Origin of the sequence: Cellulophaga fucicola (assembly GCF_900119145.1) — a bacterium.
GTDB classification, from domain to species: domain Bacteria; phylum Bacteroidota; class Bacteroidia; order Flavobacteriales; family Flavobacteriaceae; genus Cellulophaga; species Cellulophaga fucicola.
In genome coordinates, this window is record NZ_FPIY01000002.1 from 441,579 (window position 1) to 460,270 (window position 18,692).

General features: G+C 34.0%; 18 protein-coding genes and 1 tRNA gene. 3 read left to right on the forward strand and 16 right to left on the reverse strand.

Features of this window, described 5'->3' with window-relative positions; translation table 11 throughout:
- Nucleotides 1–114 precede the first annotated feature (114 nt).
- From BT107_RS08265 to mraZ, 15 genes are all read right to left on the reverse strand, one after another.
- A tRNA-Arg gene (locus BT107_RS08265) sits at nt 115–188 on the reverse strand.
- Nucleotides 189–210: 22 nt separating this feature from the next.
- On the reverse strand, nt 211–660 hold the full coding sequence (locus tag BT107_RS08270) for a GatB/YqeY domain-containing protein (protein ID WP_072303314.1): 450 nt from the start codon (nt 658–660) through the stop codon (nt 211–213).
- A gap of 99 nt (nt 661–759) precedes the next feature.
- Nucleotides 760–2,733 (reverse strand): cell division protein FtsZ, encoded by a 1,974-nt coding sequence (gene ftsZ, locus BT107_RS08275; protein ID WP_072303315.1) that lies wholly within the window; start codon nt 2,731–2,733, stop codon nt 760–762.
- A gap of 47 nt (nt 2,734–2,780) precedes the next feature.
- Complete coding sequence (gene ftsA, locus BT107_RS08280; RefSeq protein WP_072303316.1) at nt 2,781–4,145, reverse strand: cell division protein FtsA; 1,365 nt, start codon at nt 4,143–4,145, stop codon at nt 2,781–2,783.
- 3 nt (nt 4,146–4,148) lie between these two features.
- A complete protein-coding gene (locus BT107_RS08285; RefSeq protein ID WP_342039452.1) occupies nt 4,149–4,649 on the reverse strand; it encodes a cell division protein FtsQ/DivIB in 501 nt (166 codons plus the stop codon).
- Nucleotides 4,650–4,864: 215 nt separating this feature from the next.
- A complete protein-coding gene (murC, locus tag BT107_RS08290; protein ID WP_072303318.1) occupies nt 4,865–6,211 on the reverse strand; it encodes a UDP-N-acetylmuramate--L-alanine ligase in 1,347 nt (448 codons plus the stop codon).
- Complete coding sequence (murG, locus tag BT107_RS08295) at nt 6,208–7,299, reverse strand: undecaprenyldiphospho-muramoylpentapeptide beta-N-acetylglucosaminyltransferase (RefSeq protein ID WP_072303319.1); 1,092 nt, start codon at nt 7,297–7,299, stop codon at nt 6,208–6,210. The genes murC and murG overlap by 4 nt, the downstream gene beginning before the upstream one ends.
- Nucleotides 7,286–8,479 carry an FtsW/RodA/SpoVE family cell cycle protein gene (locus tag BT107_RS08300; RefSeq protein ID WP_072303320.1) on the reverse strand — a complete coding sequence of 398 codons (1,194 nt, stop codon included), beginning with the start codon at nt 8,477–8,479 and terminating at the stop codon, nt 7,286–7,288. The genes murG and BT107_RS08300 overlap by 14 nt, the downstream gene beginning before the upstream one ends.
- Nucleotides 8,480–8,482: 3 nt before the next feature.
- Nucleotides 8,483–9,817 carry a UDP-N-acetylmuramoyl-L-alanine--D-glutamate ligase gene (murD, locus tag BT107_RS08305; RefSeq protein WP_072303321.1) on the reverse strand — a complete coding sequence of 445 codons (1,335 nt, stop codon included), beginning with the start codon at nt 9,815–9,817 and terminating at the stop codon, nt 8,483–8,485.
- A 1-nt stretch (nt 9,818) separates the two neighbouring features.
- Nucleotides 9,819–11,042, reverse strand: a complete 1,224-nt coding sequence (mraY, locus tag BT107_RS08310; RefSeq protein WP_072303322.1) for a phospho-N-acetylmuramoyl-pentapeptide-transferase — start codon at nt 11,040–11,042, stop codon at nt 9,819–9,821.
- Nucleotides 11,043–11,067: 25 nt separating this feature from the next.
- Nucleotides 11,068–12,531, reverse strand: coding sequence for a UDP-N-acetylmuramoyl-L-alanyl-D-glutamate--2,6-diaminopimelate ligase (locus BT107_RS08315; protein ID WP_072303323.1), 1,464 nt, complete (start codon nt 12,529–12,531; stop codon nt 11,068–11,070).
- Nucleotides 12,528–14,534, reverse strand: coding sequence for a penicillin-binding protein (locus tag BT107_RS08320; protein ID WP_072303324.1), 2,007 nt, complete (start codon nt 14,532–14,534; stop codon nt 12,528–12,530). Before BT107_RS08320 ends, BT107_RS08315 begins: the two co-directional genes overlap by 4 nt.
- The gene (locus BT107_RS08325) at nt 14,534–14,851 is read right to left on the reverse strand and encodes an FtsL-like putative cell division protein (protein WP_072303325.1); all 318 of its coding nucleotides are present in this window, start codon (nt 14,849–14,851) and stop codon (nt 14,534–14,536) included. The genes BT107_RS08320 and BT107_RS08325 overlap by 1 nt, the downstream gene beginning before the upstream one ends.
- Nucleotides 14,851–15,747: a 16S rRNA (cytosine(1402)-N(4))-methyltransferase RsmH gene (gene rsmH, locus BT107_RS08330; RefSeq protein WP_072303326.1), complete on the reverse strand. Its 897-nt coding sequence runs from the start codon at nt 15,745–15,747 to the stop codon at nt 14,851–14,853. The genes BT107_RS08325 and rsmH overlap by 1 nt, the downstream gene beginning before the upstream one ends.
- Entirely contained in the window at nt 15,734–16,198 is a 465-nt protein-coding gene (gene mraZ, locus BT107_RS08335; protein ID WP_072303327.1) for a division/cell wall cluster transcriptional repressor MraZ, read from the reverse strand. The genes rsmH and mraZ overlap by 14 nt, the downstream gene beginning before the upstream one ends.
- Nucleotides 16,199–16,437: 239 nt before the next feature.
- Between mraZ and BT107_RS08340 the strand changes: the two genes are divergently transcribed.
- A complete protein-coding gene (locus BT107_RS08340) occupies nt 16,438–17,202 on the forward strand; it encodes an alpha/beta fold hydrolase (protein WP_072303328.1) in 765 nt (254 codons plus the stop codon).
- 25 nt (nt 17,203–17,227) lie between these two features.
- Nucleotides 17,228–17,848 (forward strand): ribosome biogenesis GTP-binding protein YihA/YsxC, encoded by a 621-nt coding sequence (yihA, locus tag BT107_RS08345; protein ID WP_072303329.1) that lies wholly within the window; start codon nt 17,228–17,230, stop codon nt 17,846–17,848.
- On the opposite strand, the gene BT107_RS08350 is transcribed toward yihA, so the two are convergent.
- A complete protein-coding gene (locus tag BT107_RS08350; protein WP_072303330.1) occupies nt 17,841–18,215 on the reverse strand; it encodes a GTPase in 375 nt (124 codons plus the stop codon). The two genes, yihA and BT107_RS08350, sit on opposite strands and share 8 nt — an antisense overlap.
- A 128-nt stretch (nt 18,216–18,343) precedes the next feature.
- On the opposite strand from BT107_RS08350, the gene BT107_RS08355 reads away from it, so the two are divergent.
- Entirely contained in the window at nt 18,344–18,658 is a 315-nt protein-coding gene (locus BT107_RS08355; protein WP_072303331.1) for a hypothetical protein, read from the forward strand.
- The last annotated feature ends 34 nt before the right edge of the window (nt 18,659–18,692 follow it).

Genomic DNA, 18,692 nt, shown 5'->3' on the forward strand with positions numbered 1-18,692 from the left:
GGATGAACTGCGCTTCGCTTGTTGATCCCTAAAAGCTCCGCTTTGAAAACAAAGAATCCAAAGTTAAAAATACAAGTAAACTTGATTTTTAACTTTGGATTCTTTGTTTATTCGTGACCCCGGAGGGATTCAAACCCCCAACCCTCAGAGCCGAAATCTGATGCGCTATTCAGTTGCGCCACGGGGCCTTAATTGACCTAAAAAAATGTTTTAAGCTAATTTGTTTTTTACAATAGTAGATATTGTTTTTCCGTCTGCCTTACCGGCTAACTGAGAAGATACCATACCCATAACCTTACCCATATCTTTCATCCCTTCTGCACCTGTTGTTGCTATTACACTTTCTACAACTGTTGCGATTTCATCCTCTGACATCTGCTCTGGTAAAAATTGCGATATAACTTCCGCTTGTGCTAATTCTGGAGCAGCTAAATCTTCTCTACCCTGCTCTGCATATATAGCAGCACTATCCTTACGTTGCTTAACAAGCTTCTGTATAATTTTAATTTCTTCCTCTTCACTTAATTCTGTTTTAGCACCAGATTCTGTTTGCGCCATTAGTAAAACAGATTTTATAGCTCGTAATGATTCTAAAGCTACGCTATCTTTAGCTTTCATAGCTGTTTTCATTGCCGTCATTACATCTTGTTGTAAGCTCATAATCTATAATTTTTTGGAATACGAAGATAAAAAAATAAACCCGAAAACAATTATTGCTTTCGGGTTTATACACTAAATTATATAGTCTAAAAAACTACATTAATCTACATTATCGTGTAAATAAGAATTATTAGAACGTAGCTGAATATCATCTCCGTCATCACTTAAAGTAGTTCTAGACATTCTATTCTCTGGGTTATTCTGATTTAAATCTACACCTTGACGTAAATAAGCTGGTTTAGTTTCCATATCATTTACATTATTAATATTGTTTTTAAACTTATGATTAAAGTCTTTTAACTTTCTTCTACGCTCATCTGCTCTATTTTTAAGCAAATCTTCTATTGGCGTATTCATTGGATCCACATCTAAATCTAACTCCTTTACTTCTGGAGCAGGTGCTGCTTTTGGAGCTTCTGCTACTTTCTGAACAACTGTTTTTCTTTCAAAAGCCAATTCTTCGTCTACAATTTTAGGTTCAAATTTTTCAGCTTTAGATTTAGCTCCTGTAAGCTCTTTCTCTAACTCCATATAGTCATCTAAACTATATCTTTTTTCTCCTTCTTTATTTAATTCTAAAACAGGAACAACCTCTACATGGTCTTTAACATCCATATCATTTACATCTTCATCTAAACTAAATGTAATTGTATGTTCTTTTTCTTCCTCTTCTACTTTTTGTTCTCTACGTGGAATATCATCAAAGCTAAATGCAAATTGATCTTCATCTTGCACAACTTTTACTTCTTCTGCATCTACAACATTAAAATCATTTACATCAACAATAACAAAATCTTCTTCTTTAGGCACTTCTGCTATTACTTCGTCATAAAAAACATTAAAGTTTTTTATATAGTTTGTTGTTGGTATTAAATCCATTTCTGGCTTTTCTTCTTCGAACAATGTATGCTTAATAACTTCTGGCTCAGCAGGTGTAACTTCCTTTTTAACAGGACTAGTCTCTGGCTCCACAACCTCGTATACAACATTAGCAGCAGCAGGCGTTAAATTGTGCACTGCTTTTTGCTCATCTTCTAAAGTGTGAATTATTTTTTTAGACTCAGTGTTTACTATATCATCTTGCTGATCTACATTAAAACCCGTAGCAATAACCGTTACAGCGATTGCGTCTCCTAAGCCCTCATCTTCACCAACACCCATAATAATGTTAGCTCCGTGACCTGCTTCTGTTTGAATATGATCGTTAATTTCACCTATTTCATCAATAGTAATCTCCTGAGCTCCGGATACTATTAATAATAATACGTTTTTAGCACCCGCAATTTTATTATCGTTTAATAACGGAGAGTCTAATGCTTTAGTAATGGCTTCATGCGCTCTAGAAGAACCAGATGCATTTGCAGAACCCATTATTGCAGTACCACTATTAGATAATACTGTTTTAGCGTCACGTAAATCTATGTTTTGCGTGTAATGATGCGTTATTACCTCTGCTATTCCACGGGCAGCAGTAGCTAATACTTCATCTGCTTTAGAGAAACCAGCTTTAAATCCTAAATTACCGTATACTTCTCTAAGTTTATTATTATTAATAACAATTAATGAATCTACATTAGCACGAAGTTTTTCTATACCAGTCTGAGCTTGCTGGCATCTCATTTTTCCTTCGAACAGAAAAGGCATTGTTACAATACCCACAGTTAGGATATCCATACCTTTTGCTTGTTTTGCTATTACAGGAGCAGCACCAGTACCTGTACCACCACCCATACCGGCAGTAATAAAAACCATTTTAGTATTAGAATCTAACATACTTTTTATGTCTTCCATACTTTCTATAGCTGCTTGTTCACCAACTTCTGGATTTGCACCTGCGCCCAAACCTTCTGTTAATGTTACACCTAATCTTATTTTATTAGGCACTGTACTATTTTCTAGTGCTTGTGAGTCTGTATTACAAACTATAAAATCTACACCATTTATCCCGGCTTGGAACATGTGATTAATGGCATTACTACCACCGCCACCTACACCAATGACTTTGATTACGTTACTTTGATTTTTAGGCAAATCAAAAGAAATATTACTTTCTAATTCAGCGTTCTTGCTCATACTGTTATTTTACTGAGTTACTCTTTTTTCAATTTTCTATATATGCGTTACTCTGCATTATCCAAAAAGTCTTTCAACTTATCAGACCATTTCTCAAAAATGGATTTACGTTCTATTTTTACTTCTTTTTTAGGAGCCGCTTCGTTAGCCTCTTCTTGCTTATAGTCACCCTCACCAGCACTTACATTCTCTACAGCAGCAATTTCTTCTGCTTCTTCTTTAGCTTCTAACGCTACAGCCTTATTTTTTGCATTGGTTTCAATTGCATTCATTAACAAACCAACACCTGTTGCATATAACGGACTAGCAATATCTTGGTCTGAATCTCCTGCCAAATGCTCGTTAGGATAACCAATTCTAGTATCCATACCTGTTATATACTCTACTAATTGCTTTAAATGTTTTAATTGGCTACCTCCACCAGTTAAAACAATACCTCCAATTAATTTTTTCTTTTGGTCTTCATGTCCATAATTTTTTATTTCCATGTACACCTGCTCTATAATTTCTACAACGCGAGCGTGTATAATTTTAGAAAGGTTTTTAAGTGTAATTTCTTTAGGTTCCCTACCTCTTAACCCAGGGATAGAAACTATTTCATTATCCTTATTTTCTCCAGGCCAAGCAGAACCAAATTTTATTTTTAGCAACTCAGCTTGTTTTTCTATAATAGAACAACCCTCTCTTATATCTTCTGTAATAACATTACCTCCAAAAGGGATTACAGCAGTATGCCTAATAATACCATCTTTAAAAATGGCAACATCTGTTGTACCACCTCCTATATCTATTAATGCTATACCTGCTTCTTTTTCTTCTTGACTTAATACTGCATTTGCAGAAGCCAAAGGTTCTAATGTAATACTACCCAAATCTAGGCCTGCACTTTTAATACATCTGCCTACATTTTTAATAGATGAAACCTGACCTACTACTACATGGAAGTTGGCCTCTAACCTACCACCATACATACCAATAGGCTCCTTAATCTCTGCTTGTCCGTCTACTTTATATTCTTGTGGCAATACATGAATAATTTCTTCACCAGGAAGCATTATTAATTTATAAACCTGATTTACAAGTATATCTACATCATCTTCATTAATAACTTGCTCAGAATCTGGTCTAGTAATATAATCGCTATGTTGTAAACTACGAATATGCTGACCAGCAATACCAACAACCACAGAGCTTATTTTTAAGCCAGAAGCAGCTTCTGCCTCCTCTACTGCTTGCTGTATAGACTTTATAGTTTGTGTAATATTATTTACTACACCTCTATGCACACCAAGACTCTTAGATTTACCAATACCTAAAACCTCAATTTTACCGTACTCGTTTTCTTTACCAATAATGGCAACAATCTTAGTTGTTCCTATATCTAATCCTACTGAATATTTACCTGGTTCCATAACTTAAATTTTGGTGCACACCACTTGATTATTATACTCTAAACTAACAGCTTTATAACCACCTAAAGCTTTATCTTTTATTGCTTTACTATAAAAAGCTTTGTAATTATTAAACTTAGCTTCTAAATTGTTAACGCTACCCAAATTCACAACATAATCTTCTAACCGAAGCTTTAATTGCAAATCATTAGTGTCTACAACGTTTATACCAATAATGTTTTTCTTTAAAAAATCATCGGCATTAATAAAATTCAGAAAAGCATAGCAATTCTGAAGACTTTCATCTGTAATCTTACCAGTAATAATTGGCACCCTTGCAGAATGGTTGCTAGATAAAGGCATACGTTTACCATCGTCATCCAAATAAAAATTAGAATTCCCTTCTATACGCCCTAAAGGTTTGCGTTGAACAATTTTAGATGTAAGCCCCCCATTTACAGTAAGATAAACCTGAGCACTCTTAACCATTTCATTGGCCTCTAAAACCTTTTCCACTTTATTCAAAACTAACGCATCTTTTGGCACGTTTGTAAGGCTTCCCAGATTTTGTATTAACAATTTATTAACCGTTTGCTGAGTTATAAACAAATTGTCTTCACCTATAAATTCTACTGTGGAATTTATTATTTTTTTAGATTGATGTCTTTCCACGCAAAAAGTGTATACTCCTGATAACAAGACTAAAAGAAACCCAAGTTTTATGTAATTCCAATTTATCTTCATTCTACAAAAGCATTTTTAATTTTATCAATCTCTTGTCCAATATCTCCCGCACCCATAGCAACTAAAACTTCAGGAGCTTGTCTTTTTATTTCATTTATTAAATCTATTTTAGAACAGATTTTTTTATTCGGATTATTTATTTTACTCAACAACCATTCAGATGTAACACCTTCAATTGGCTCTTCTCTTGCCGGATAAATATCTAACAAAATAATACTCTGAAATTGCGACAAACTAGCTGCAAAATCATCTATAAAATCTTTTGTTCTAGAAAACAAGTGTGGCTGAAAAACAGCAACGGTATTTTTATTTGGATGCATTTCTGATACTGCATCGTAAACTGCATTTACCTCTGTAGGATGATGTGCATAATCATCTATAAAAACAAAATTATCTTGTTTAATACGGTATGAAAACCTACGTTCTACCCCCTTAAAAGAGCCTAACGCAGCAGCTACTACATTTGGAGATTTGCCAGCTTCTAAAGCCATAGCAAATGCAACTAAACCATTTAACAAATTGTGTCTTCCTGGTTTATTAAATTTTACACCATTAATAACCGAATCTGGTGTTTTTATATTAAAAATATAAGACCCGTTTTTAATTTTTATATCTGTTATACAGAAATCAGAATCATCTTCAATTCCGTATGTAATACCCTCTAAAGGCAAACCGTTACGAACAAATAATTTACCACCCGGTTCTAACCTATTTACATACGCCACAAAAGCATCTTTTAGATCATCACCAGTGCCATAAATATCCAAGTGATCTGCATCCATAGAAGTAACACAAGCTACATTTGGCGATAACTGCAAAAATGACCTATCAAACTCATCTGCTTCAACTACAGAATAATCGTTCCCTTCTAATAAAAAATTACTATTAAAATCCTCTGATATACCACCTAAAAAAGCAGTAATTGGAGTACCTGTAGCATGTAATAAATGTGCTAAAATACTAGACGTTGTAGTTTTACCGTGCGTACCTGCAACACCAAAACAGAACGTATTTTTTGTGATGAGACCTAAAACCTCAGATCTTTTTTTAACACCAAAACCTGCCGTTAAATAGTAATTTAATTCTAAATGATTTTTAGGCAAAGCCGGTGTAAACACAACCAACGTAGCACCTAAATCTTTGTATTTTTTAGGTATTAAATCTACGTTATCTTCATAATGTATTTCTATACCAGACGCAACAAGCTCTTTAGTTAAAGGAGTTTCAGTTTTATCGTAACCAGCAACCTCTTTACCAATAAATTTAAAATAGCGAGCCAAGGCAGACATACCTATACCACCTATACCCAAAAAATAAACGCTATGTATATCTTTTAAATTCATTTTTTTAATAACTTTTCTACTTCTAAAGCAATGTTTTTTGTTGCATTTGGAAACGCTTGCTTTTTTATATTTTCACTTAATTTTAGTTGCTGCTCTTTACTACTTAATAAATCAGTAAAAACAGTTTTAAAATTTAAGTCTAATTCTTTTTCTCTAAGCAATATTGCAGCATTCTTATCTGCATACGCTAATGCATTTTTTGTTTGATGATCTTCTGCAACATTTGGCGACGGAATAAATATTACAGGCTTACCCACTATACTTAATTCTGACACAGAACCTGCTCCTGCTCTAGAAATAATTACATCTGCAGCAGCGTAAGCATAATCCATTTTATTTAAAAAATCGAATACCAAAACATCATCAGTCTGACAGTTTTTATACTCGTCATAATACAACTTACCACACTGCCAAACAACCTGTATACCTAAAGACTTAAACAAAGGCAATTGCTCTTTAATTAGCACATTAACTCTTCTTGCACCTAGACTACCTCCCAAAACAAGCAAAACTGGTTTCTCTGCATTTAAACCAAAGAATTCTAAAGCTTCTTGCTTAGAGACATTCATCTCCACTAAATCTTTACGAACAGGATTACCTGTTTTTATAATTTTATCTACTGGAAAAAAACGGTCCATACCATCATAAGCAACACAGATTTTCTTCACTTTATTGGCCAATAATTTATTGGTAACACCCGCATAAGAATTCTGCTCCTGCAATACACAAGGAATATCTTTACCCGCAGCCATACGTAATAATGGTCCGCTTGCAAAACCACCAGTACCGATTACTGCATCTGGCTTAAATTTCTTTACTATACCTCTTGCTTTTAACAAACTGCTAACCAATTTAATTGGAAATAGCATATTCTTAAACGTAAGTTTACGTTGCAATCCAGAAATCCATAACCCTTCTATTTTATAGCCGGCTTGTGGCACTTTTTCCATTTCCATTCTGTCTTTAGCCCCTACAAACAAAAACTCAGCATCAGGATACATATCCTTAAGCTCGTTTGCTATAGCTATAGCCGGATAAATATGTCCGCCTGTGCCTCCGCCAGATAATATAAATTTATAATTGCCCACTTAACACTTCTAAAGGATTAGACTCATCTACAACTTCAACTTCTTTTTCTGGATTTTTATTACTTGCACTAAGCACAATACCTATTGCCAAACACGTCATCCAGATAGACGTACCACCACTACTAATAAGCGGCAATGTTTGTCCTGTTACAGGAAATAACTCCACTGCAACGGCCATATTTATAAATGCTTGAAAAACTATAGGTAAGCCTACACCTACCGCTAATAATTTACCAAACACTGTTGGATTTGAATTGGCAACTACCACTATTCTAAACAATAACAAGAGGTAAAAAAACATTACCACCAAACCACCAACTAACCCATATTCTTCAACAATAATAGCATAAATAAAATCTGAAGAACTCTGCGGTAAAAAGTTTTTTTGCACACTTTTACCCGAGCCTTTTCCAAGAATACCACCAGAAGCAATTGCAATTTTAGCGCGCTCTATTTGGTAATCTTCACTTGTATCTTCACCATTAGCAAAATTAGATATCCTATTTTCCCAGGTATCAATTCTATTATCAAACAAATCCGGAACTGCTTTAGCTACAAGCACAAACAATGCTAAACAAGCAATACCACTCCCCACAATACCTAACAAATATTTAATAGGATATCCACCTAAAAAAGTAAGCATTAACACCATAAAAAATATAATAGCTGCTGTAGAAAAGTTTGCTGGCAGTATTAATACAACAACTAAAAAAACAGGCACCCATAAAGGCAAAATACTCTCTTTAAAAGTTACTGTCTTGTTTTTTATTTTAGCCAAATAACGTGCAACATAGATCATTAATACAACTGCAGCCAATGTAGACGTCTGAAAAGAAACACCCACAAACGGAATATTAATCCACCTACTAGCATTTGCTCCACCAATTGTTTTTCCCTGAGCCAATGTATACCCCAAAAGCAACAAAACAATAGGCATTGCTATTAATGACAAGCCTTTAAAAAAGTGCATTGGTATTCTATGCACTGCGTAAATAATACCAAAACCAAGTAATAACAGAAAAGCATGTTTAACCAAATGACTAACTGCCGTACCGTTACCTACCACATATACTAGATTACTACTAGCGCTGTAGACTGGTAAAAACGAAAACAATGCCAATAGGGCAACTATGCCCCAAATAGCCTTATCTCCTTTTATATTTTTGATAGCATCTAACACCTCTTATAAACTTTTAACTGCTGCTTTAAATTGATTTCCTCTGTCTTCGTAATTTTCAAATAAATCGAAACTAGCACAAGCTGGCGATAACAATACTGTATCTCCACGCTGACCAATTTTATACGCCATTTTAACAGCTTCATCCATTCTTTGTGTTTCCACAACTAAATCTACAACGTTACCAAATTCTTCAATAATTTTAGAGTTATCTACGCCCAAACAGATAATAGCCTTAACTTTTTCTCTTACCAAAGGCATTAATGACTTATAGTCGTTACCCTTATCCACACCACCAACGATCCAAACGGTAGCTGTTTTCATACTTTCTAAGGCATAATACGTAGCATTAACATTAGTTGCTTTAGAATCGTTTATATATGTAACATGCGCAATCTTTAACACATTTTCTAAACGGTGCGCCGCACCCTGAAAATTCTCTATACTAGCTCTAATAGTTGCTTTTCTTATACTCACTAATTTAGAAGCTGCCGAAGCCGCCATTGTGTTTTTTAAATTGTGTTTTCCTTCTAAAGCTAAGTTATCTGTCGTCATCTCTATTGTATTATTTTGGGTCGTTATATGTATATTATTGTTCTTTAAACAAACACCTTCTTCAAGTTCTTTTTCTATTGAAAAGGGTATTAATTTTGATTTAACTGGGTGTTTCTCTAACCAACTTACAAGCACTTCATCATCTGCGTCATAGATTAAAAAATCTTCTTCTGTCTGGTTCTCTGCTATTCTAAATTTTGATGCGATATAGTTATCAAACTCATAATCATATCTATCTAAATGATCTGGTGTAATATTTGTAATAATTGCGATATGCGGCTTAAAATCTACAATACCATCTAATTGAAAACTACTAATCTCTAACACATAATAGTCAAAGTTGTTTTCTGCAACCATTTTAGCATAACTATCTCCAATATTACCAGCCATACCAATATGCAAACCAGCTTCTTTAAAAATATGGTTCACCATCATTGTAGTAGTAGTTTTACCATTACTACCCGTTATACCAATAATAGTTGCATCTGTATATTGCGTCGCAAATTCAATCTCCGAAATCACTGGTACATTTAGCTCTACTAGCTTTTTAACTAGCGCTACCTTATCTGGTATACCCGGGCTTTTCATTACTAAATCTGCATTTAAAATTTTAGATTCCGTATGCTGTTCTTCTTCCCAGTCTATCTCAAAATGCTTAAGAACTTCTTTATATTTATCTTTTATTTTTCCTTTATCAGACACAAAAACATCGTATCCCTTTTTCAATCCTAAAAGCGCCGTACCAACACCACTTTCTCCACCACCAAGAATTACCAACCTCTTCACCTTATCTTACTTTTAAGGTTACAAAAGTGATAATAGCAAGTAGTATGCTCACAATCCAAAAACGGGTTACAATTTTAGTTTCGTGGTATCCTTTTTTCTGATAATGATGATGTAAAGGCGCCATTAAAAATATACGCTTACCCACACCAGAAACTTTCTTTGTATACTTAAAATATCCAACCTGTAGCATTACAGAAATAGATTCCGCAAAGAAGATTCCGCACAATACAGGGATAATTAATTCTTTACGTACAATTATTGCAATAACAGCAATAACACCACCGATTGTTAAACTACCAGTATCTCCCATAAATACACTTGCCGGATACGTATTATACCAGAGAAACCCAATAAGAGCGCCCACAAAAGCAGCTATAAAAACCACAACTTCTCCAGATCTAGGAATAAACATTATATCTAAATAATCTGAAAATATTATGTTACCAGAAACCCAAGCAAAAATGCCCAATGTAAATACTATAATTGCAGATGTACCCGCTGCTAAACCATCTATACCATCAGTTAAATTTGCACCGTTAGATACTGCTGTTACAATAAAAATTACAATAGGTATAAAAATTAACCAACCATAATCTGCTGCACCATCTCCCATCCAAGAAATTAAACTTGTATAGTCTAACTCATTGTTTTTTATCAAAGGCACAGTCGTTATCATAGACTTAATCTCTGGTACTGCTATTGGCATAACCTCAGATCCTTTTTGCACAATACCAGCTATAGCATTTTCTTTAATAGTAACTTCTGGATGAAAATAAAGTGTACTACCTACAATAAGCCCTAATACAACCTGACCAAGTATTTTAAACTTACCCTTTAAACCCTCTTTATCCTTTTTAAATGTTTTTATATAATCATCTATAAAACCAATAACTCCCATCCAAAGCATAGTAACTATTAGGAGTATTATATATATGTTATCTAATCTAGCAAACAGTAATACAGGAATTAAGGTTGATAAAATAATTATTAACCCACCCATTGTTGGTGTACCAGCTTTTTGTTTTTGACCTTCTAAACCTAAATCCCTAACCGTTTCTCCAATTTGCTTTTTCTGAAGAAAAACAATTATTTTTTTACCGTAAACAGTAGCAATCAACAACGAAACTATTATAGCCATAGCAGCTCTAAAAGTTATAAACTGAAACAAACTAGCTCCCGTTAACTGATACTCTTTTTCTAAAAACTCAAATAAATAATATAACATATATTGTTTCTTGTATAACTAGCTTTTACTTTTCTAAACTGGCTAATAGTTCTTTTACAATTTTATAATCATCAAAATCTATGCGCACACCATTTGTTTCTTGGTATGTTTCATGTCCTTTGCCAGCAATAAGAATTATGTCTTTTGGCTGCGCCAATTGACAAGCAGTTCTTATTGCTTGTTCTCTATTCTCTATAGACAACATTTTACGCGTGTTTTGCGCCTCTACACCAGCTTCTATTTCAGTTATTATTTCTGAAGGAGATTCCGTTCTAGGATTATCTGATGTAAAAATTACTTTACTGCTCATTTCTGAAGCAATATGACCCATAACCGGACGTTTTGACTTGTCTCTGTCGCCACCACACCCCACAACGGTGATAACGTCTTCATTCCCAGTCCTCAATGCATTGATAGTGTTCAGTACATTCTTTAAAGCATCCGGCGTATGAGCATAATCTACTATGGCAGTAATATTTTTCTCTGATATATAATATTGAAATCTTCCGTCTACGTTTTCTAACTCACTTAAAAGACGCAGAACTTCCATTTTCTCTAAACCTAATAATTGTGCCGTACCATAAATAGCCAACATATTATAGGCATTAAAATCACCAATTAATTTAGACCACAATTCATTATCATCTATCTTAAGCAATTGCCCGTTAAACTGATTTTCTAAAATCTGCGCTCTAAAATCGGCATATGTTTTTAACGCATATGTCTGCTTCTTAGCTTTTGTATTCTGAAGCATTACTGCCCCATTTTTATCATCTATATTAGTAAGCGCAAAAGCTGATTTTGGCAAACCGTCAAAAAGCATTTTTTTAGTATCCCTATACTCTGCAAATGTTTTATGATAATCTAAATGATCATGAGATAAGTTCGTAAAAACTGCCCCCTCAAAAACCAATCCTTCAATTCTTTTTTGATGAATACCGTGAGAGCTAACTTCCATAAAACAAAACTCTACTCCAACATCGTTCATCTCTGCTAAAGCCTTATTTATAGTTAAAGCATCTGGCGTTGTATGCGTTGCTTTAATTTCCTTATCATCTATCATTATTTTAATAGTTGACAATAAGCCCACCTTATATCCTGCTTTTTTAAATAACTGATACAACAAACTACTAATTGTTGTTTTACCATTTGTACCAGTTACACCAACCAACTTTAAATTTTTAGAAGGATTCCCATAAAAATTAGAAGCCATTATAGCTAAAGCCGCATTACCATTATTTACTTGCACATAGGTTACTCCATTTACTAAATTACTAGGCAAAGTCTCACAAACAATAGTATTTGCACCAGATTTTAATGCTGTATCTATATAGTTATGACCATCTACCAAAGTTCCTTTAATAGCAATAAACACATCGTCTAACCCTACTTTTCTAGAGTCAAAACAAATGGCATTAACCATAACATCTGTAGTACCGTTAACAGCAACGATACCTACACCATACAATATGTCTTTTAATAATTTCACGATAATTCTAACGTTATTTTAGACACTCCATTTATTGCCGTTCCATGAGCAACAGACTGTGCTTTTACTTTTCCGTTTCCTTTTACTACTACCTTAATACCCATATTCTCTAAAAGAGAAACAGCATCCATACCACTCATACCTTTTACATTAGGCACTTTGCTATATTTTTTTTGCGCACTTTTATAGTACGCCATATAATTACCATCTAAAGTTTTATTAGACACAGCCAAACCTTTAACTATATCTGTCTTAGGCGATGTTGCATAAATTTTATGCGCAACAGATTTAAATACTGGGCCAGCAACATCTGCTCCGTAAAAACCTGCTTTTTTATCTGGATCATGCACTACAACAATGCAAGAGTATTTAGGGTCATCTGCCGGAAAATAACCCGAAAAAGAAGATATATACTGCAACTTATTTGGGTCTTTAGCTACATAATTTTTCTGCGCGGTACCTGTTTTACCTGCCATTGAAAAATTTGGAGAATACAAGCCATGACCTGTACCTTTTTTACTCTCTACAACATTTTTTAATAGCGCTTGCACTTTCTTAACAGTTTCCTCTGAACAAATCGCAGGGTTTATTACCTCTTTATCAAACTTATAAATGGTTTTATTCCATTCCTTAACCTCTTTAATTAACCTAGGCCTAACCATTTCCCCGCCATTAGCAATAGCGTTGTAAAAAGTTAGTATTTGCAACGGCGTTAAAGACACCTCGTACCCGTGAGACATCCAAGCTAAAGAAATACCAGACCAACCTTTATCTCCTGGATACCTAATAACTGGTTTTCCTTCTCCTTTAATAGGTAAATCTAAATCCCTATTTAAATTCATCTCCATTAAACGATTCACAAACTTTTCTGGGTTATTCTTATACCCATTATGTATTACTTTAGCAAAAGCAGTGTTAGAAGAGTATTCAAAAGCTTTACCAAAAGATATTTTACCATAACCACCCCATTTAGAGTCGCGCACAGTTCTATCATATATTTTCCAACGCCCATTTTCTGTATCTATCACGGTACTTGTGTCTGCAATTTTATCTTCTAAAGCAGTAACCATAGACATTAACTTAAATGTAGATCCCGGCTCAGAAGACTCTCCAATTGCATAATTTAAACGCTCGTAATACGTTCCGTTAGACGAACGCCCTAGATTAGATATAGCTTTAACCTCTCCTGTTGCTACCTCCATTACAATTACACAACCGTGATCTGCACTATATTTTTCTAGCTGCCCCAACAATGCGTGGTGCGCTATATCTTGTATATTAATATCTATTGTAGAAACAACATCGTAACCATCTTTTGGCTCAACATCATTATCTGGCCCAATAGGCTTCCATTGTCCTTTTGCTATCTTCTGCTTTAACCTTCTTCCCTCTTCACCACGTAAATACTCTCCAAAAGCACCTTCTAAACCTACTCTTGTATAATGCCCTTCTTCGTCTACACGCTCATAACCAACACTACGCTCTGCAATTTTCCCTAACGGATGCTCACGAACTGTTTTCTGCTCAACTATGATTCCACCTCTATTTGGACCTTTTTCAAAAAGCGGAAATTTTTTTATTTTGATGTAATCTGAATAATCCAGATTACGAGCAATAAGCTTGTATCTATTTTTATTAGATCTCGCCTTCCTTAATAGTTGCTGGTAATATGAAGATGACCTATTAAACATTTTACCCAACTCAATAGACAAAGGTTTTATGTTTTCATTAAAATCTGAATTACGAACCGTAACCGCATCAAACCTTATAGTATATTTAGAAACAGATGTTGCCAACAAACTACCATCATCAGAAATTAGATTTCCTCTATTTGGCTCTATAACAAAAACACGCTCTGTACGATCCAAAGCTAATTGACGGTACTTATCGCCATCAACAAATTGTATGCTAATTAGCTTTACAGCCACTGCAATAGCAAATAGAAACAGAAAGCCTGCAACTATATACAAACGGGTTAATATATTTTTCTCTGTTGTCGGCACTATTTAACTGGTATTACTCTTATTTTCTTTGGTGGTGTTTCTGACGGATATAAGTCTCTCTTCTTTACCTCTTCTACTATTGAAGACTCTAGTTTTAACTCTTGTAAATTAGATCGTCCGTCTAAAAATTGACTTCGTAACTCCTTAACTTCTTCACTTAAGAATGCTATTTTATGCACTTTAGCATCTGCACTGTGCGCACTAGCAATCATTAATGCAGCTAAGAAAGAAGCAAAAAGGATAAACATCCAGTTTTTAGGAGCGTCACCACTCACTAAAAACTTACCTTTTAATATGTCTAATAATCCTTTTCTCATTACTTACGCTCGGCAATTCTTAATTTTGCACTTCTAGCTCTATTGTTTTTAGCTATTTCTTCTTTAGATGGCACTATTAAACCACCAACTTTTTTAAATGGAACATCTATATTTCCATAAAAATCTTTCTCCGGCTCACCATCAAACTGGCCAGCTCGTATAAATCTTTTCACTAATCTATCTTCTAAAGAGTGGTAACTAATTAAACTTAATCTACCACCTGTCTCTAACAAATCTTGCGTTTGCTCCAAAAACTCTTTAATTACTTGTATTTCCTGATTTACCTCTATACGTATAGCCTGGTAAATTTGAGCAAGTATTTTATGCTCTTTAAATGCTGGTAAGTATTTTTTCAGAATCGTTTTTAATTGATCTGTAGTTTTTATACCACCATCTACTCTATTCTCTATAATAGTATTTGCCATAGCATTAGCGTTCCTTAAATCGCCATACTGAAACAATACTTTTCTTAAATCATCATAAGAATACTGATTTACCACATCAAAAGCAGAAACCGTATTTTTTTGACTCATTCTCATATCTAAATCAGCATCAAAACGAGTAGAAAATCCTCTTTCAGCTTTATCAAACTGATGAGAAGAAACTCCAAAATCACCTAGAATCCCATCTACTTTACGAATACCGTGAAATTTCAAAAACTGTTTTAAAAACCTAAAGTTCTCGTTAATCAACAAAAACCGGTCATCTTCTAACGCATTTGCCAAAGCATCTTCATCCTGATCAAAACCTATTAACCTTCCTTTTTCCCCTAGCCTACTCAATATTTCTTTTGAATGTCCGCCACCACCAAAGGTCACATCAACATACACTCCGTCTTCCTTAATATTAAGACCGTCTATTGATTCTTTTAATAAAACTGGATTATGATAACTCATCTTCTTCACCTCCCATTACTTCTTCTGCCAAATCCGCAAAATTTTCTGCGTCTTCCTCAATTACTTTTTCATAACTATCCTTATCCCAAATTTCAATAATATTAATAGCCGAACTCAACACCACTTCTTTAGTAATATTTGCTATTTCTATTAAATTTTTTGGAATTAAAAGACGCCCTGTGGCATCTAACTCTACAATCTTAACCCCAGCAGAAAAACGACGTATAAAGTCATTATTTTTTTTCTTGAAGCGGTTTTTCTTGTTCATCTTCTCCATTAGAAGATTCCATTCTTCCATAGGGTACAACTCTAAACAAGGCTGAAAAACAGAACGTTTTATCACAAAACCTTTATTTAGAACACTGGCCATCTGACCCTTAAGAGCTGAAGGTACCATGACCCTACCCTTAACGTCTGCTTTGCACTCGTATGTTCCTATGAAGTTTACCATTTAAAATCAGCTGAATTTTAAAACTGATATCAAAGATAAAAATAATTACCACAAATTACCACTAAATACCACATTGTTAATAAGTTTACCCACCCAAGAAGACACTTTTAGACTAACAACCTAAAAAACAGGATGTAAAGTGGTGGTAGATTTCTAATTTTATCAATGGAAAAGAATGACAATTCTTTTTACGGAAATGCCTATATTTGCTACTTAATAGCATAAGAGCTATCCTATTAATGGAAGAAAAGATTATTACAGAAGGCAAATACAGATATATAGAAATTGGAGAAGGTACCCCATTAATTATTTTACATGGTTTAATGGGCGGACTAAGTAATTTTCAAGGTGTTATGGAACATTTTCCTGCAAAAGGATACAAAGTTTTAGTACCTGAATTACCTATTTACGACAAACCTCTACTTAAAACAACTGTAAAAAGTTTTGCTAAATTTGTACAAGAATTTATTATACACAAAGGACTTACAGACGTTATTTTACTAGGTAACTCTTTGGGCGGACATATTGGATTATTACATACAAAATTACACCCAGAAACAGTAAAAGCTTTAGTTATTACAGGAAGTTCTGGATTGTACGAAAGTGCAATGGGTGATGGTTACCCAAGGAGAGGAGATTACGAGTTTATTAAGAAAAAAGCACAAGATGTTTTTTACGACCCTGAAGTTGCAACTAAGGAAATTGTAGACGAAGTTTTTGCCACTGTTAACGACCGTATTAAACTTGTAAAAACCCTTGCTATAGCAAAAAGTGCTATTAGACACAATATGGCTAAGGATTTACCAAAAATGAAAACACCAACTTGTATTATTTGGGGTGAAGACGATACCGTAACACCACCAGACGTAGCAAGAGATTTTGATAAACTTTTACCAAATTCTAATTTATATTGGATTGAAAAATGTGGACATGCACCAATGATGGAGCACCCAGATAAATTTAATACAATACTAGCTCAATGGTTGCAAGAGCATAAATTGTAAGCCTAACTACTAAAAACTACTACCCTTGAAAATAAAATCTGCTAGCTTTGTAATGAGTAACTCTAATGTTAGGACTTGCCCAAGCGATCCTATACCCGAGTATGCTTTTATTGGCAGATCTAACGTTGGTAAATCATCGTTAATAAATATGCTAATGCAAAAAAAGAGCTTAGCTAAAACTTCGGGTAGACCTGGAAAAACGCAGTTAATAAATCACTTTAGAATAAACGACAATTGGTTCCTAGTAGATTTACCTGGTTACGGCTATGCTCGTGTATCTAAAAGAGACAAAAAAACTTTTCAGAAATACATTACAGACTACTTTAAAGAAAGAGTACAACTTGTGTGCGCTTTTGTTTTAATAGACATACGCCACGAACCACAAAAAGTCGATTTAGAGTTTTTAGAATGGATGGGCGAAAATCAAATTCCGTTTGCTTTAATCTTTACAAAAGCAGATAAATTAAAACCACAAGTAATACAAAAGCAAGCAGATAAATACATAAATGCATTACTAGATGGTATCTGGGAAGATGCGCCACAATATTTTATAACATCTTCTTCTAACAACTTAGGAAGAGAAGAAGTTTTAGAATTTATTGGAGGTATTAATGATGAATTTTTTAAAGCTACCGCTGCTAAGTAAGCTCTGTTTCCTTGGCATTAATTAAATCTATTAAATCTTCTGCTTTTTTAAGCTGATTTAACTCTTCAGTTGGTATAAAATTTTTCAACACACCACTTTCATCTTTTAGAACTACTGGCAAACTTGTGTTTAAAAATTCACTTTTAGGATACTGCTTTTTAAATTCATCCTTGTGTAAAAACTCAAATTCTAAGCTGGTTTCCTCTCTAAAATTTTTCCAAATCGTATTCTCTTTAAAGACTCCAAAAGTAATATCACATAAATTACAATTGTAAGTAGACGGACTAAATATTTTATGAGCACTATCTAGCATAGAACTACCCAAACCAGAATTAGCATTATAAATAAACACAATTTTTTGCGACATACTATTACATTTTATATTGTTAGTCAAAAATCAAGAGAAGGACTTACAACACAAAACAATTAATATTTTGTTAATTTTAGCTAATACAATTTTTAATCCATAGCAAATAAAGTATTTTCGCAGAAGGTATGAAACTAAAAGAAATTACATTATCGGTTTTTAGCCTTGTAATGATTGGGTTCCTTTTATTAGGATCGCAAAACGTACATACGCTAATTTACCACTCTGCAGATGATGATAGCGATGCTATTGTACACTGTGAGCAGTGTGATTTTATTTACACAAACAACCACACCTCTTTTCTAGATCTAGGATACACTACTGTAAGTATACCATACATCTACACAGAAAACCATAAACCTCTTATAAGCAATTACAAAGAGCCGTATGCTAAAGATTTATTTACCTCTTATTACCTTAGCAGGCCACCGCCAACAGCTTAATTACAACATCATTTTCTTCCTATAAATTTTATAC

What these genes read in the sequence shown, in the direction of transcription:
- BT107_RS08355 (WP_072303331.1), top strand. Translation starts at nt 18,344, where the DNA reads ATGAAACTAAAAGAAATTACATTATCGGTTTTTAGCCTTGTAATGATT.
- rsmH (WP_072303326.1), bottom strand. Translation starts at nt 15,747, where the DNA reads ATGAGTTATCATAATCCAGTTTTATTAAAAGAATCAATAGACGGTCTT.
- BT107_RS08270 (WP_072303314.1), bottom strand. Translation starts at nt 660, where the DNA reads ATGAGCTTACAACAAGATGTAATGACGGCAATGAAAACAGCTATGAAA.
- BT107_RS08350 (WP_072303330.1), bottom strand. Translation starts at nt 18,215, where the DNA reads ATGTCGCAAAAAATTGTGTTTATTTATAATGCTAATTCTGGTTTGGGT.
- BT107_RS08340 (WP_072303328.1), top strand. Translation starts at nt 16,438, where the DNA reads ATGGAAGAAAAGATTATTACAGAAGGCAAATACAGATATATAGAAATT.
- BT107_RS08325 (WP_072303325.1), bottom strand. Translation starts at nt 14,851, where the DNA reads ATGAGAAAAGGATTATTAGACATATTAAAAGGTAAGTTTTTAGTGAGT.
- ftsA (WP_072303316.1), bottom strand. Translation starts at nt 4,145, where the DNA reads ATGGAACCAGGTAAATATTCAGTAGGATTAGATATAGGAACAACTAAG.
- ftsZ (WP_072303315.1), bottom strand. Translation starts at nt 2,733, where the DNA reads ATGAGCAAGAACGCTGAATTAGAAAGTAATATTTCTTTTGATTTGCCT.
- mraY (WP_072303322.1), bottom strand. Translation starts at nt 11,042, where the DNA reads ATGTTATATTATTTATTTGAGTTTTTAGAAAAAGAGTATCAGTTAACG.
- murC (WP_072303318.1), bottom strand. Translation starts at nt 6,211, where the DNA reads ATGAATTTAAAAGATATACATAGCGTTTATTTTTTGGGTATAGGTGGT.
- mraZ (WP_072303327.1), bottom strand. Translation starts at nt 16,198, where the DNA reads ATGGTAAACTTCATAGGAACATACGAGTGCAAAGCAGACGTTAAGGGT.